The organism is Prolixibacteraceae bacterium (genome assembly GCA_019856515.1).
Taxonomy (GTDB): domain Bacteria; phylum Bacteroidota; class Bacteroidia; order Bacteroidales; family Prolixibacteraceae; genus Halosquirtibacter; species Halosquirtibacter xylanolyticus.
On record CP082230.1, the window covers coordinates 2,196,930 to 2,211,392 of the forward strand.

14 protein-coding genes are annotated in these 14,463 nt (G+C 40.2%); 9 read left to right on the forward strand and 5 right to left on the reverse strand.

Annotation, left to right across the window (positions count from 1 at the left end):
- The first annotated feature begins 114 nt into the window (after positions 1–114).
- From K5X82_07760 to K5X82_07790, 7 genes are all read left to right on the forward strand, one after another.
- Positions 115–942 carry a hypothetical protein gene (locus K5X82_07760; GenBank protein ID QZT38786.1) on the forward strand — a complete coding sequence of 276 codons (828 nt, stop codon included), beginning with the start codon at positions 115–117 and terminating at the stop codon, positions 940–942.
- A gap of 64 nt (positions 943–1,006) precedes the next feature.
- Positions 1,007–1,669 (forward strand): hypothetical protein, encoded by a 663-nt coding sequence (locus K5X82_07765; GenBank protein QZT38787.1) that lies wholly within the window; start codon positions 1,007–1,009, stop codon positions 1,667–1,669.
- A gap of 30 nt (positions 1,670–1,699) precedes the next feature.
- Positions 1,700–2,797, forward strand: a complete 1,098-nt coding sequence (locus K5X82_07770; GenBank protein QZT38788.1) for a hypothetical protein — start codon at positions 1,700–1,702, stop codon at positions 2,795–2,797.
- A 911-nt stretch (positions 2,798–3,708) separates the two neighbouring features.
- Positions 3,709–4,071, forward strand: a complete 363-nt coding sequence (locus K5X82_07775; GenBank protein QZT38789.1) for a helix-turn-helix domain-containing protein — start codon at positions 3,709–3,711, stop codon at positions 4,069–4,071.
- A gap of 202 nt (positions 4,072–4,273) precedes the next feature.
- On the forward strand, positions 4,274–5,014 hold the full coding sequence (locus K5X82_07780; protein ID QZT38790.1) for a hypothetical protein: 741 nt from the start codon (positions 4,274–4,276) through the stop codon (positions 5,012–5,014).
- Positions 5,011–5,403: an N-acetylmuramoyl-L-alanine amidase gene (locus K5X82_07785; GenBank protein ID QZT38791.1), complete on the forward strand. Its 393-nt coding sequence runs from the start codon at positions 5,011–5,013 to the stop codon at positions 5,401–5,403. Before K5X82_07780 ends, K5X82_07785 begins: the two co-directional genes overlap by 4 nt.
- 291 nt (positions 5,404–5,694) lie before the next feature.
- Positions 5,695–5,982: a hypothetical protein gene (locus K5X82_07790; GenBank protein ID QZT38792.1), complete on the forward strand. Its 288-nt coding sequence runs from the start codon at positions 5,695–5,697 to the stop codon at positions 5,980–5,982.
- A 384-nt stretch (positions 5,983–6,366) separates the two neighbouring features.
- Here the strand turns inward: K5X82_07790 and K5X82_07795 are convergent, their stop codons facing one another.
- The 5 genes from K5X82_07795 to K5X82_07815 all read right to left on the reverse strand — a co-directional run bounded on the left by K5X82_07795 (position 6,367) and on the right by K5X82_07815 (position 12,652).
- A complete protein-coding gene (locus K5X82_07795; GenBank protein ID QZT38793.1) occupies positions 6,367–8,109 on the reverse strand; it encodes a hypothetical protein in 1,743 nt (580 codons plus the stop codon).
- Positions 8,110–8,510: 401 nt separating this feature from the next.
- Entirely contained in the window at positions 8,511–9,695 is a 1,185-nt protein-coding gene (locus K5X82_07800) for a 4Fe-4S binding protein (protein ID QZT38794.1), read from the reverse strand.
- 119 nt (positions 9,696–9,814) lie between these two features.
- Entirely contained in the window at positions 9,815–10,126 is a 312-nt protein-coding gene (locus K5X82_07805; GenBank protein QZT38795.1) for a hypothetical protein, read from the reverse strand.
- Between the two features lie 2 nt (positions 10,127–10,128).
- A complete protein-coding gene (locus tag K5X82_07810) occupies positions 10,129–11,598 on the reverse strand; it encodes a reductive dehalogenase (protein ID QZT38796.1) in 1,470 nt (489 codons plus the stop codon).
- Between the two features lie 460 nt (positions 11,599–12,058).
- Positions 12,059–12,652: a TetR/AcrR family transcriptional regulator gene (locus K5X82_07815; GenBank protein ID QZT38797.1), complete on the reverse strand. Its 594-nt coding sequence runs from the start codon at positions 12,650–12,652 to the stop codon at positions 12,059–12,061.
- Between the two features lie 632 nt (positions 12,653–13,284).
- Between K5X82_07815 and K5X82_07820 the strand changes: the two genes are divergently transcribed.
- The gene (locus tag K5X82_07820) at positions 13,285–13,794 is read left to right on the forward strand and encodes a hypothetical protein (GenBank protein ID QZT38798.1); all 510 of its coding nucleotides are present in this window, start codon (positions 13,285–13,287) and stop codon (positions 13,792–13,794) included.
- Position 13,795: 1 nt separating this feature from the next.
- Complete coding sequence (locus K5X82_07825; GenBank protein QZT38799.1) at positions 13,796–14,272, forward strand: hypothetical protein; 477 nt, start codon at positions 13,796–13,798, stop codon at positions 14,270–14,272.
- Positions 14,273–14,463: the final 191 nt, after the last annotated feature.

Sequence of the window (14,463 nt, forward strand, 5' to 3'; positions counted from 1 at the left end):
AAATGAAACACCTCCTATTTATCCTCATTGCTACTATATGCTTCAGCTGCAAGCAATCAGAAAGCCTTAAACCACAAGCCAGCGAGACATTAGTAATCTATATGGCAGCGGATAATGACCTCAAAGGCAACAGCAACTGGATCAAACCCAACGAGAATAGTATTTACAAAACCCATAGAAGAGGTATATGCCATTAGGTCGGTAAAAATTGAAGGACTTGATCCCTCATTTTGGTATCATTCAAGAGAATATTATACTGCAAACATAGAATCAATTGAAGCAAGGTGGGTATATCCGACCAGTAAAACAGGAGCACCATTTAAGCTAACATATTGGAACCTTTTAAATGAAGCAACAACAATGAAAGTTATAGCTTATGAGGAAGATCGCGGAACTCAAACAACTTATAGCAACCAATATAGTTTTACAACAGTAAACAGTTCCGAATTCAATATAGGCATCAAAGGAACTGGAAAAGTAGGAGACATAGGTTTAGAAGGATCTATTTCAAGTAAAATATCCAATAGTCAAACAACCAACCACAAAGTAACAGTTTCTTTTGTTCACAAAGATAATGATGATCATTTAGGAGATGGAGAATTACCTTTTGGAGATAACGTTATCCATTCAAGTCCTGATCACAAACCAGTACAAAAAGAAGGCTACACATACTACCCAATCAATGCTGTTAACGTAGGTGATATTGAAGTAGTTGTAAAACCCAGAGACACCAATAACCCTCAGATGGGTGGAGCAAACAAACGCCCTAAAACAAAAAGTGGTTCAAACTCTAGCTCAACGTTACCATCAAGGTTAACCAACCAAGGATCTCGTTTCCCACAACCAAATAGTGGTAGATATTCTCCTAATCATAGGCCAATGTCAATTACGGACGACAATCCTTATGAATACGATGATGATCCATCAATGTATGAACTATAGAATCATTTAAATACACCATTGTACGATTGATTTAAGGTCAATCGTACAATTAAACAATCTATTTATGAAAAAAATAAACTTACTACTGATACTATTTATCACACTATTCTCCTGTTCTAAGGAAAAAGAGTTTATAACTCCTAAAATGCCTTTGTCTGTACTTGGAAAATACAAATTAGTTGGAATACAACATGGTCATTATATGTCTGACAACAATCGAGATGGAAAGATCGAAGATATGTATACCGAATATACAACCGGAGATCTCAATCAAAATTTTGACGTAAACGAGAATGTAAACTTTTTAACTATCTCTACAGGTTCTGATGGGACAAACTCCTCTGACTACTTCACTTTCTCATTTACATCTCCAGGGCAATTAGAAGATATACACCCAGTATCGAGTTCTTCATATCTCCCAACATTCAGAAGGTGGTATACCACAGCAAGTTCTGATCTTAACTACGATTACGCTGACAAAACCAAACTGAGTTTTAAACGCATTGGTCAGAAAGAGGCAAGTCAGAACAAATATGGATCTATTTATGAGATTACCTGTAAAAATAGTATAGTTTTTATTACGATCTACTCCTACTACTACAATCAAGAAAAAGACAGAGCGGATTTTATCCCCATAACACTTATCTACAAAGATTTGGGAGACGACTACACTAAAGTAATAGAAGTAGCTAAAACAGTTAAGCTGGAACCTGGAGATATAGACTAGTTCTCAATAATTAATTAATCATATACAAAAATGAAACACCTCCTATTTATCCTCATTGCTACTATATGCTTCAGCTGCAAGCAATCAGAAAGCCTTAAACCACAAGCCAGCGAGACATTAGTGATCTATATGGCAGCGGATAATGATCTAAAAGGCAATGCGCTGTTGAATGTGTATGATATGGTAGAAGGCATAAAGGAGGATCAGAAGGTGGTCGTTTTTATGGATAAAGGAGACAAAAGCTCATACCTTATGGAGCTCAACAAAAAGAATGGTACGTCTATCCACCGACAAGTAGTTAAACAATATCCCGATCAAAACTCGGCGGATAGCCATACCCTCCATCAGGTACTTAAAGAGGTAATCGAGAGATATCCATCCCAGCAGTATGGATTGATATTATGGTCACATGGAACGTCTTGGTTTCCTGCGCCGAAACCGAAGACCAAATCATTCGGTGTAGACAAGCAATCTACGATGGAGATCCATGATCTCGCATCGGCATTGCCAACCAAATTTAAATATATCCTTTTCGATGCCTGTTTGATGGGAAGTGTAGAGGTAACATCAGAACTACAAAACAATACCGATTACCTCATAGCTTCTCCTACAGATATTCTAACCACGGGAATGCCTTACCAAAAGATACTACCTATCCTTCTCAACACGCAACAAACTGTAGAGAAACGATTGAAAGAGGTTTGTAAAACTTACATCAAACACTACAAACAAAAAGAGGGAAAGATGCAATCAGCAAGCATTGCACTATATAATCTTAATAACATCAATATGGTTCAAACTGCCATGCAACAAATCATAACCAACCATCCAAACACGAAAGTCAAAGCAGCAAATGTCCAAAAACTTCATAAACAAGCGGACTGTTATGATCTAATCGATATGATAGAGAAGAACTACGGAACAAAAGCTGCAACTCAGATGAAGTCAACTCTCTCTTCCTTTATCCTCTTCCATGACCATACAGATAAGTTCCAAGAGAACCTTTCGCTTGATAACCTACATGGTATTAACTGCTATATCCCTGTAGACCCAAACACTTATTACCCAGAATTCTACTATAACCTTCAGTGGAGTAAAATAACCCAATACCATAAAGCCATCTTCTAAAGCACCAAACAAAAAAAGAATTTATAGCATTCGAACTTCTGAATATTGACACATAAAATCAAGCTCAAGTAGGGTGTTCCCTACTCACTATCTTAATACTATCAATACGCAAACCACATTCTCAACGTCGGCACACTACTTGCGATCCACTCCACATCCCTCCATGAGGTATTGTCGCACAATGCCGAGAGCCAAGAGAGCATCAACCACTGGGAACGCTGAGCTCCAGCTCGGCATCGTATTGCAGGAGAGCCACAACATAAGTATTCTCCATGGGGTATTGTCGCACGATGCCGAGCGGCAAGAGAGCATCAACCGCTGGGAACGCCGAGCTCCGCTCGGCATCGTATTACAGGAGAGCCACAACACAAGTATTCTCCATGGAGTATTGTCCCACGATGCCGAGCGGAGCTCAGCGTTCCCAGTGTGATGCCACATAAGGTTGAAAGCCAAGAGAGCATCAACATAAGTATTCTCCATGGGGTATTGCCCCACGATGCCGAGCAGAGCTCAGCGTTCCCAGCGTGATGCCCCATAAGGTGAAGAAGCAGGAGAGCCACAACATAAGTATTCTCCACGGGGTATTGCCCCACGATGCCGAGCGGAGCTCAGCGTTCCCAGCGGTTGTCCCATCACATCGTACCACAGGAGAGCCACAACATAAGTATTCTCCATGGGGTATTGTCACACGATGCCGAGCGGAGCTCAGCGTTCCCAGCGGTTGCCTCTCTCATACAGACGGGAATCATTCAAATAATTTCATTTTTTTACGATTCAAATCGTTGCCACTCAGCACAACTCATTCTCTCTAACACCACTTCAACAGACGGGAATCCCGTCTGTCATATCTTCATCCCCTCATCCGTCACATATACCTTTGTATCAAACAAAAAAGAGAAAGAAAAAGATCCATGACAACCCGAAAAGAGAGAGAAAAAGAGCGTCAAGCCTCGGCCAAAAGACGGAGTATCGAGCAACTGCTTCGAGAGATCCTCCATAAGCTAGATCACATGATGCATATCACCATCCAGCTCATCGAGGCCACCCATCGTCTGAAAGCTAGCAAACAGAAACCGACCAGCAATACGATCCACTGGATCGATGCACAAGAAGTGATGAACAGGCTCCATATATCCCATCGCAAACTACAAGGAATGCGACTCGATGGATCCATCCCCTATACTGTTCTCAAAGGAAAAATCCTTTTCAAAGAGAGCGATGTAGAGAACATACTACTCGAAAACTATCGTAGACATCACAACGAACCGTCGTAGATGTTCGTCGGAAAAACGCAACAGTGGGATTTCGTCTCCCACCCTCTAGAGCGGAGTGTTGTATCCAATCGGTCTATCGAATGGATACTACTAGCGAGAAGGGCGCTTTAGGATCTGATCCTTTCGATCGATCCCCCACTCCCCATTGGAATGCCATCGACACGAACTTTACGTGATACACATCAAACAAAAAATATAACCCATGAAAAACCCAAAGACCATATCCATCGCACTGATCGAATATGCCTATCGAAAGAACCTGCTTCCTGCATTGCAGCTCTACTACCTTTTGCAGTCGCTTCAAATCTTTCGACTCGACACCCCAACATGCCACTACTGCATGTCCACCCTAAAGATCTCTCATAGCACCCTAATACGTCGTGTGGATGAACTTCGTCGAACATGCTTCATCAAACACCACCGCTCCGAGGCCAAATGCTTCATCGTCTTGCGCGAACAACAGATCCTCGACCCCTATCTGGTATACTGCAAAGGCCATCTCCACTGGAGACCACACTACCAGATTACCGACTTCAAGATCATCGCCATCACCGCTTTGCTCTTTCATATCTCCATCTTCAGAGAGATCCGAGAAAACATACAAGGACAGACACCCAAACTACGAAAGAAAGTACTGGCACACTGCAAAATACACCCTACCTATGGACCTATCTTTGCCACTCGCCACTTTCGTATTCCGGCCAACTACTATGCCAAAGCGCTGCACGTATCGCTAATGCAATACTATCGCTATCGCAAAACGGCATACGACATGACCCTGTTGAGTATTCAATTACACGACCTAAAAGTCAACATTCCCTCACAGCGGTTACCTAACGTACGGCTCCACTATAAAGATGGTCCCTACATAGCGAAAAAGAACGATGGTTCCTACTTAAGAGAAACCACATCTATTCATTTTAATTTATTCATATCCCCATGAGGAAGATTAACAAAATTATCCTACACTGTTCCGACAGTGATATCGCAGAACACGACGACATACAAGTCGTTAGACGATGGCATCTCGAAAGAGGTTGGAAAGACATAGGCTACCACTATTTCATTACAAAAAATGGTAGAGTACGTTGGGGAAGAAGTCCTGCTATGTATGGTGCCCACTGCGCTGGACACAACCGCGACTCCATAGGCATCTGCCTTAGCGGTCGACACAAATTCACACCTTATCAGTTCAACAGCCTACGCAACCTACTGATCAGGCTAATGAAAGAGTACGACATCCCGAAGAGTGCCATATATCCGCACAACCACTTCAACAAGAACAAGAGCTGTCCGAACTACAACGTGCAGGAGATCATCCACACACTCTAAGTCCAACCAGAAGCAAGGAGCCACGTCTCCTTGCATTTAAAAACATCATACCATGTCACAAACCCTTCACCTCAACCCTTCATGCCTTAGTGTCTTAGTAGTTCCTTTCACCTTGCACATCAACCCTTCGTGTCTTAGCGGTTCTTTTAAAATCTGTGGCTATCCGTCTAATCCGTCCAATCCGTGGCCATATTTCCCGTGCACCTCAACCCTTCGTGCCTTTGCGCCTTAGCGGTTCTTTTAAAATCCGTGGCTAAATTCCATGAGCATCAACCCAAAACAAACAATATCATGAAAAATATCAAGCATCTTTCAAAAACAGCACGTCACATCACCAATCGTATCATCAACAACACCTCCACTGCCGACAAACAAGACGCTCGCCATCGCAACGACCAAGCCAACCAAACTGAAACCACAGGCTTCCTCGATCGCAACATCCACGAAATCGTCATCCTTATCATCCTCTTCACCTGTCTCTTCGGTCACAAACTAGAACTCCCATCCCCCACCCTCAACAAATTCACCGAATACCTCGCCTACGTCATGTGCTTCCTCTTCGGCCGCCAACGCAAATAACACCCTGCTAACGAAGCCACAACCACTGGGAACATTGCTACAGGAGAGCATCAACCGCTGGGAACGCCGAGCTCCGCTCGCCATCGTGCCTCAACAAGGTGGGGAGCGTTAAAGTTCACACTCTCCTGCCCCATGATGCCGAGCGGAGCTCAGCGTTCCCAGTGTGATGCCCCATGAGATAAAGAGACAAGAGAGCCACAACACGCTGGGAACGCCGAGCTCCGCTCGGCATCGTGCCTCAACAAGGTGGGGAGCGTTAACGTTCACACTCTCCTGTCCCATGATGCCGAGCGGAGCTCAGCGTTCCCAGTGTGATGCCCCATAAGATAAAGAGACAGGAGATTGACAAAAGGATTAAATCATGAAATAAGTATAACAACACGTCTATTTAAAAACCTTTAGGGAATCTATTTTTTTCCATATCGGATTCGTTTTATCATGTCTCGTCTTTATATTTTTTACAATATCCTGACAATTACCATGATAACTCATATGACTAAGGATCTTATATTTTGAAAAGAAGTGATATATATATTTCTCATACGTTATATCCTTTTCATACTTCGACAAACGCTCCCATGCATACCCGTAATTTTTAGGATAGTCTGCATTATCATCGTTAGTCATATAAAATAGAGCTCCTGCATACCAATTTAAGAAGATCAACATCTGCTCGTTGGGCGATAATTGGGTACGAAGCATATCAACATATTTTTCTTTCTCTTTAGCATCCAATATATCTGACGAATCAATGAAACGAATAATCTTAAAGAGATACATAAAGTACATTGAAAATTCACACTTATTCTTTATTTGCCAAACAAGAAATCGGATTTCAGAGATTGTATCACACAAGTGATAAATACATTTTTTGTGCTTACGATATGGCACTACTTCTCGATTACAACTTTCTTTAAAAGCTATGCTATGTTTAGACAACGATGATTTATAACCATCACGCAATCGACACAATGTTCTTAGCGAATTAAAACGTTTAGAAAGACTACATAAATGCTTTTTTACATCCATATAATATCGACAGATATCATGCTCATAAACATCACTTCTAAAAAGGGATATCGGTACCATTAAACTATTGGTATAAAATCGATCATCAGGATCTCTTTTTATGTTTGCGTTACGCGCATCCTTCGATAGTTGTTCAATATCCATATCGTCATAAAGCCCTAATTGATAGGAACGAAATACTGCATCATAGGCCAAAAGAAATGTCATATTATTTGGTTCCACACTTGAGTCTTTACTTTCGATCTTAAACAGTTTATCAAAACACTTCTGTATCTCTCCAATCTGTCTGATAACATATGGAATCGCTTCCAATCCGTTAATACGTTTTACTGAATGGCAATGTAAAAAAGAGAAGTTCTGTAAGTTCTCACGATGCACATCCAGCATCTTATAAAAGGTAGTCTGCAAATGTGTCTTCTGCTCCGCTAAACTTGCTCTCTTATTGGCTTGTAACTGCGCCCAAAAAGCCCAGAAAGTAACCCATGCAACACACAAAGTGATATGTGGAAGAATAAAGTTCCAAAGACCTTTATCGACAATTGGGAAATGCTCTCTCAAGCTTACAGGTAACAACTCAAAAGAACCAAACATTTCTTTAATCGTGAGCTCTTCCTCAAAACGAAAATAATAACTAAAAATACCAAATAAGAGCACGAATGCTACAGGCAAAAAACAGTAAAACCAATCAATCTCACTCTTTTTCTGCTGTATAAATTTGACCCCAATAGATATCAATGATACAGCTACACCCCAAACAGTCAAGTTAAACATAAATTCAGTGAAATAAATTTCATCATGAAAGATATGAGACATAAACAGAATCAACCAAAGAGTGATAGCAGAGACTATTCCTAATAATGCACCACGTAAAAGCGATCGCTTTACCCTCTTTTGGTCTCTATTCCTTGAGGTAAAAAAAGATAACACAACCCCTAAGACGAAACACATGAGTATACACTCTACAAAACCTCCTGTTTTATAATAATCGTATAGAAGAAAAGCTAATAAAAATGATAGTACAAAAGATATGATATTTACAAGTCGACTATGCTCTCGCACACTAATTCCAACATATGCTCGTCCAACCCTGTATCCCATTCCCGCAATCAATAATAACAGTATTACCCCATAATATCTATTTTTTCAGTTCATCAATATATTTTATCATGGAAACAAGTTGCCTTTCATTATTGTTCTATCTAGCTTACAAGAAAACAAGTATATCGTTCATGTTATAATGTACTTGGTATACAACACATCAACATTCTAATTCAGAAAAACACCAACTACCGACATCGTAATTAGACGAGATGCTCGCGTCTATTTTTTCATATTTATACCAAGCGACGACACTTTGACATCAAAAAAGGCAGGCACGAATGCCCACCTTTAAGTATACTATCCCATTTTATCTACTGTATTTATCCAGAATCCAATGATCTGCAATAGTATAATTATCACTCCGATGGTATATATCACCATAGAAACAACTCCTTTTTTCATCTCTTTTTGTGACATACTGATTTACATTTAAACGTACTCTTCGTTTTACCTTTTATAAAATTACGCAGTCGATTGGACAGGGTAAGCACCGCACCTGCAGGACAAAAATATCTACAGTAGAAACGTTTCCAGAAGAAGGAACTAAAAAGCATTAGTGGCAGAATAAACCAGATGAATCCATACCCATCTAGTTTGAATAGCGCAGCAAAAGGTTCATAGTTACCACTAGATGTGTTTCTAAAGTAGAGCATTGTCCCCACCGACACGAAGGTGAGGCCATAAAGAATTGTACTGCTATGTTTCTTGATCCAAGGGTGGACAGGCAGTTTAAAACCACTAATCATCGAAATAACCTCTTGCATGGCACCAAAAGGGCATATCCAAGCACAGTAGAGGTTCTTTCCTGAGACGATGATAAATAGTAAAGCGCCACCAACCACCAACCACCACGTGAAATTGGTTGCTAGAGCAGGAATGTAGCCTAAAAATATAGATGTAAAATGGGAGATACTAAATGGAAAATTGTAGGCAAAACCAAGAAATACCAACCCACCCAACAGGGTGACGTATCTTAATTTACTCCAACGTAATAAACTGCCTATCCAGGTCATCACAAACAGAATCAATATCACCAGCTCTTTCATCCCAAATGGAATAGTTCTATCATGCTGGATACCTTCAACCCCCAAAAGTGTAGTAGATACTTGATGAGAAGCCTTACGTATGGCATTTGTGAACCCCGTAGAGGATACAGTTGCACCAGTAACAGCATCCACATCTGTACCCAAGATCATCGCAGCATTCGCAGGTTGATTCACAAACTGATCAAAAAAGTGATACTTCTCCAATTTCAGTATATAAGAAGGCGTTTCACTATGATCTAAGAGTTCAAAATTAGAGATCTTACGATCTACCCTGATCTCTACCATAAATACGAAAGGACCTCCCCAACCTAAGCCTGTGGAGAAGACCATATAGCTAGCCTTTTTATCGTCAGATCCTTCTATCTTATAGGTCAAAGGTTCTGTCAATACAGGTTCGATTCTTTCTAATACAGGATAGCGATCCAACACCACTCGTTTCATCTTTCGTTCATCACGTAACAGTCCTGCCACATATAGAACGACCAGACATAAGATAGGAACCACCTTTACATATCTACCCCACCTATTTTCTTTCATATTTTTCATTCTTTCAAAACATTTTAGAGAGAGGGATACCGAGACTCTGAGCATAAAACACATACACCTTCTCTCTATCTATACCAATTTAAATCATGAAATGAGTACTAGATAGCAATCTACTTTACACGTTGCGCATCCGTTACTCCCACACGCTTCTTGGTCATAAACTTTGTTGCAATAGAGAAACAGATCAAAGCACTACCTCCAAAAATCAACATTCCTACACCAGCAGCTTGATTTTCATATTCAATTAATGAACTTACAGCCCATGCAATAGCAAAAACCAATAAGGATAGCCCTCCAAAGATCAACAGAAGTGCTGGGAGTTTAAATTGATATTTACTCTTGAACTTTAATATCTGTATGATTCCTAAACAGGATAAAAAACCCAATATAAAGAACACCAATAGTAATAGATCTATATTCATAATTATATCCTCCTTTTCCAATATGACTTCATTAACTTCTCACTTCCAGCTTTTCCATATCCAAACACCTCATCAAACGATCGGGCCATTCTTCTTAATCCTGGAATCTTTGTAATTACCTTGGCAGCATCGTGATGCCACATATCAATCTTATTATATGGACATACAGAGATACAAACCCCGCATTCCCCCTTATTCACTCCCCAGAAAGACAGGCATTTTTGGTGGTCATTATACCACTTGTCAACACCAAGACCGTTACAATCATTCATTGGCAGATTATCTGGATCTGTCGTTTTATCCGACTTAGAGATAGCCTTACTCGGACACGAATCTGCACACTTCTGACAGATTTCACAGAACTCCTTTACTCCAAATGTTTTCGGTTCATCCAGTGCGATCTCTAGATCGGTATAGACTTTAGCCAAACGGACGCGAGGACCATACTCTTCCGTAACCAGCAGTCCCATACGAGATGATTCTCCCAGACCTGCTTGAATTGCCAAAGGAACACTTATCCCCACAGCATTACCAGCATGTACTGTATTATAACCTAGTCGTCGAATCATATGAGCCATCCGTACACTTGTCTCCATCATCTGTGAATATCCCATAGTGGTAGCAGCAGCACCAATAGCAGAAGGCTGGACCTTATATGCTTCATAATCCATCTCAAAAGCCAATACAATCACCGACTTTGGCTTAAAATCGAACTGCACTTTTCGAAATGGATTTACATGAGACTCAATAGGATTACCATCCAGGTCCATCGGTACATGAACCTCCGTTTTGTATAACCAACGCTCCTCAAAAGGGGCAATTCCCACCAAATCGGCACCATAAAGCTTCGCGGCTTTCTTTATTGCATAAGATGCATCCTCAGGAGTCTCAAACTTATACTCATGAGGAGATTTCTTAAATTCGTTTGGATTAGAACCATGTTGCTTATATAATGATAAAGGCAACAAAGATCCATCAGGCATCGGAATGGAAGGACCACTTTCATTAGAACACTGACGAGACATTCCAGAGCCTGTAAAACTCTCAACGCCACCCGCTCCTGCATCAAAAGCCAAGTCAATATCTGTATGCCCTGGCTTCTTTACTTCTGACTCAGTAGTTTCTGAGCCTAAAGATGCAAAAGTATGGCGTAGATCAGTATTATCATCTGCCTTTAATCGAATCATATTAAAACCATCCAACATGCATTTATTGAAAGCAGTATTAAATTGATCAAATCGCTCCATATTTGGATCAATACGCATGATATCATCAATCGTTTTATGCTTTATCACAGAAACCTTAGGAATTTCGTTCTCTTCGCTATCCATATCCGGATCCGTCAAGGTTTGGGCAACTGTATGTCTAGGGGCTATTGCTGCTGACAACGTTGCCATAGCAGCTGTGAAGGAGCCAAACTTAATGGCATCTCTCCTCGAAATCTTATTCTTTAAGTGACTGTTTGAATCCATACTCTCTCTTCATTAAATTATATAATAACACTCATAAACATACACATGTGTATGTAATAAGATAAAAACTCCCATGACAAACCTTATACAAGACTTTCAATCGGTACAACCAAAAGTCTAATAGCATCCACAAAACAGAATCCCCACAAAACAACATACACATGTGTATGTAATCTTTCAAAAAAATATACCTCACCCACTAGAGATAATATCTTCTATTATCAATTTACGACCTTTGCTTTAATAAAATGGCATGCCACGATATTATAGAAGCCGCTTATCACCCTAAACATACACATGTGTATGTAATAAGATAAAAAAATATGAGTCCATAAATATATTGATCAGCATAGAGTTAATAAAAGTCACTCAAGTGATCGCCTCAAAGATATAATATTAATCCGTGTCACCACCACTTATAACATACACAAGTGTATGTTATAAGGCATAAAAAAACATACTACAGTAGTTGTAGCACGAATTTATCCATTACAAAGGAACAAACGTCCTCTTTATTTTGTCCATCAAAGAAACGATCTTTGCTGGTATAATACCCCCAAATAAAACTATAAAAGGATCGTGTCTCTAACTCCACATTAATATTCGACCGAAGCTCTCCAGTAGCCATTCCGTGTCGTAACAAAGCCTTATGACTATCAAACATCTTCTTAAAAGCATTATCGACACGATCAATAATAGGTTGAATCTCTAGGGGCTTCTCTACCACCAATGCATTATACATCAAAGCCGATTTATGGTTCGTCTCGACCTCATCAATCAAAAGAAGATGTACAACATTAGTGATGGTCTCCACTACAGGTAACGCTCTGTCATTCAACAAATGTTTAAAAGAATCAATTTCAAAAAAATGTGTCAATACTTGATCGTATAGATCGATCTTATTCTTGAAATTCCAATATATAGCCCCTCTAGAAAGCCCAACCTCATTTGCAACATCTTGCAATTTGGCTCCCTTATAAGATGTACGACAAAGCACATCCAAAGCTGATCGTATCAACAGCTCCTTCGTTATTTCACTCTTACTATGTTTCACGACCTAAAGATAACAAACACACGTGTATGTTCCAAATTATCATGCCACAATACAGTTCCCCCAAAAATGTAGCACCTTCAGCGCATAGGAGTTACAACAGCAATCATTACGTTAGTAAATATCAATCCCACATAACAACCTCTATCAGTCAATACCAATGCCACGTAGAGACAAAGGAATAACGCGATGCTCGCGTCTATTTATTCATATTTCGACCAAACAACATAAAACCCATACAATCAGCATTATAAAACAACACTTCCAACCTCAAAATCAGGGGAGTTAAATCATATGTATCGCAAACATTTCTATGGGGATATATCGACTCTCCTTCGACGCTGCTTCGACCTTCATCCGTCTTTTGTTCATATATTGCTCACATATTAGTCATATATTGGTTATATCTCGTTCGCACTATATGTGGAAAAAGGGTCACTAATATGTGTGCATTAGATATGGGGTGAGTGAGCAATAGTCGAAGGAGATACGGAGGAGGTACGGAGGAAAGTCGAAGGAGATAGGTTTGATTATGATGCAAAAGGTTTTGTTTTTTTATGATCAAGAAGAACTAGAAAGCGAAATGTGGAGGGAAGGGTTTTGGTATTTGTTTTTATCTTTGTTATTGGAACAAAATGAATTCAATGGTAGCAGATGAAAAGGGCGAGATGATCGCTAAACAGAAAGCTTTTGTAGACCATCTCTTTGTAAAGGAGATCGGTAGGATGCAGAGAGAGGGGTTTACTTTTTTCTCTTTTGTATTGATGGGGCAAGCCATCGAGACGCTTGGTGCCTTCTTGGATAAGAAACCGATGAAGGCGACTGGACAGTCGGCAAAACGTTTTTCGAAGGGGCTTAATTGGTTGATGGGTGATCGTTATAAGGCGATCAATAAGGATCACTGGTTTTTCTTGAAATTTCGTAATCAGTTAACCCATTCGTTTGTTCCGAGCAGGGAGTTGATTTTAATCTCCGAGAGTGAACTGGAAGAGGGGATGCATCACTTAGGGCTGTATGAAGGTCGAAGGGTGCTGGTGGCTGAGCGAATGTATGAAGATCTGTGTAAGGGGTGTAAAAAGCTCTATGGGATGTTAGACCAGGGTCGCGTTGCCCCAACGCGTGTGGGTGAAATAAAACTATCATAATATGAGAAAAAAAATTGTTTTGATGGCAATAGTGGCCGTGGGCATCCTGCTATCACAGTGTAAAATACAGCAACATTTATGTCCATGTGATTCGCTGGCGGAGGATAGTATTTTAGGATACCATCTGAAGATGGATAGTGACATGTGGGCAGAGGTAGGCGAAGATGGGAAGTCTGTATTGTCCTTGATGGTACGTGTAGAGGCGGTCAATCGTGAGACTTTTCCTGATGATTTGGTGATTGAGCAGTATGGGGTGAGTTTTGCAACCAAAGATGGTTTGTCTAACTACTTTACGAGTCATCAAGCAGGGGATCGTCCCAATGTGATGGAATTTTATTCGAAACCTGTGATGGGTGTTGCCTTGACAGATACGGTAAATATAGCAATTCAGATTGTGCGTAATAAAGAGGTAAACTTTTTGAAAAATGATTCGCTTTATGCCGCCACATTAGATCTTTTAAAGACGGTGGAAGAGTAATATTCGATAGAATAAAGATGTTGGATGTTTTGGAGATAGAAGCTTATGGTGCTTCCGATTCGAACATCTCATGTGAAATAGAAGTTATGCCATTTCAAGAGCATAAACTAAAAACAAGGCCAATAGTCATATTATATCGTGGAACACGCTAATATGGACTATTGACCTAAAGAAATCATAGGAACTAAAAC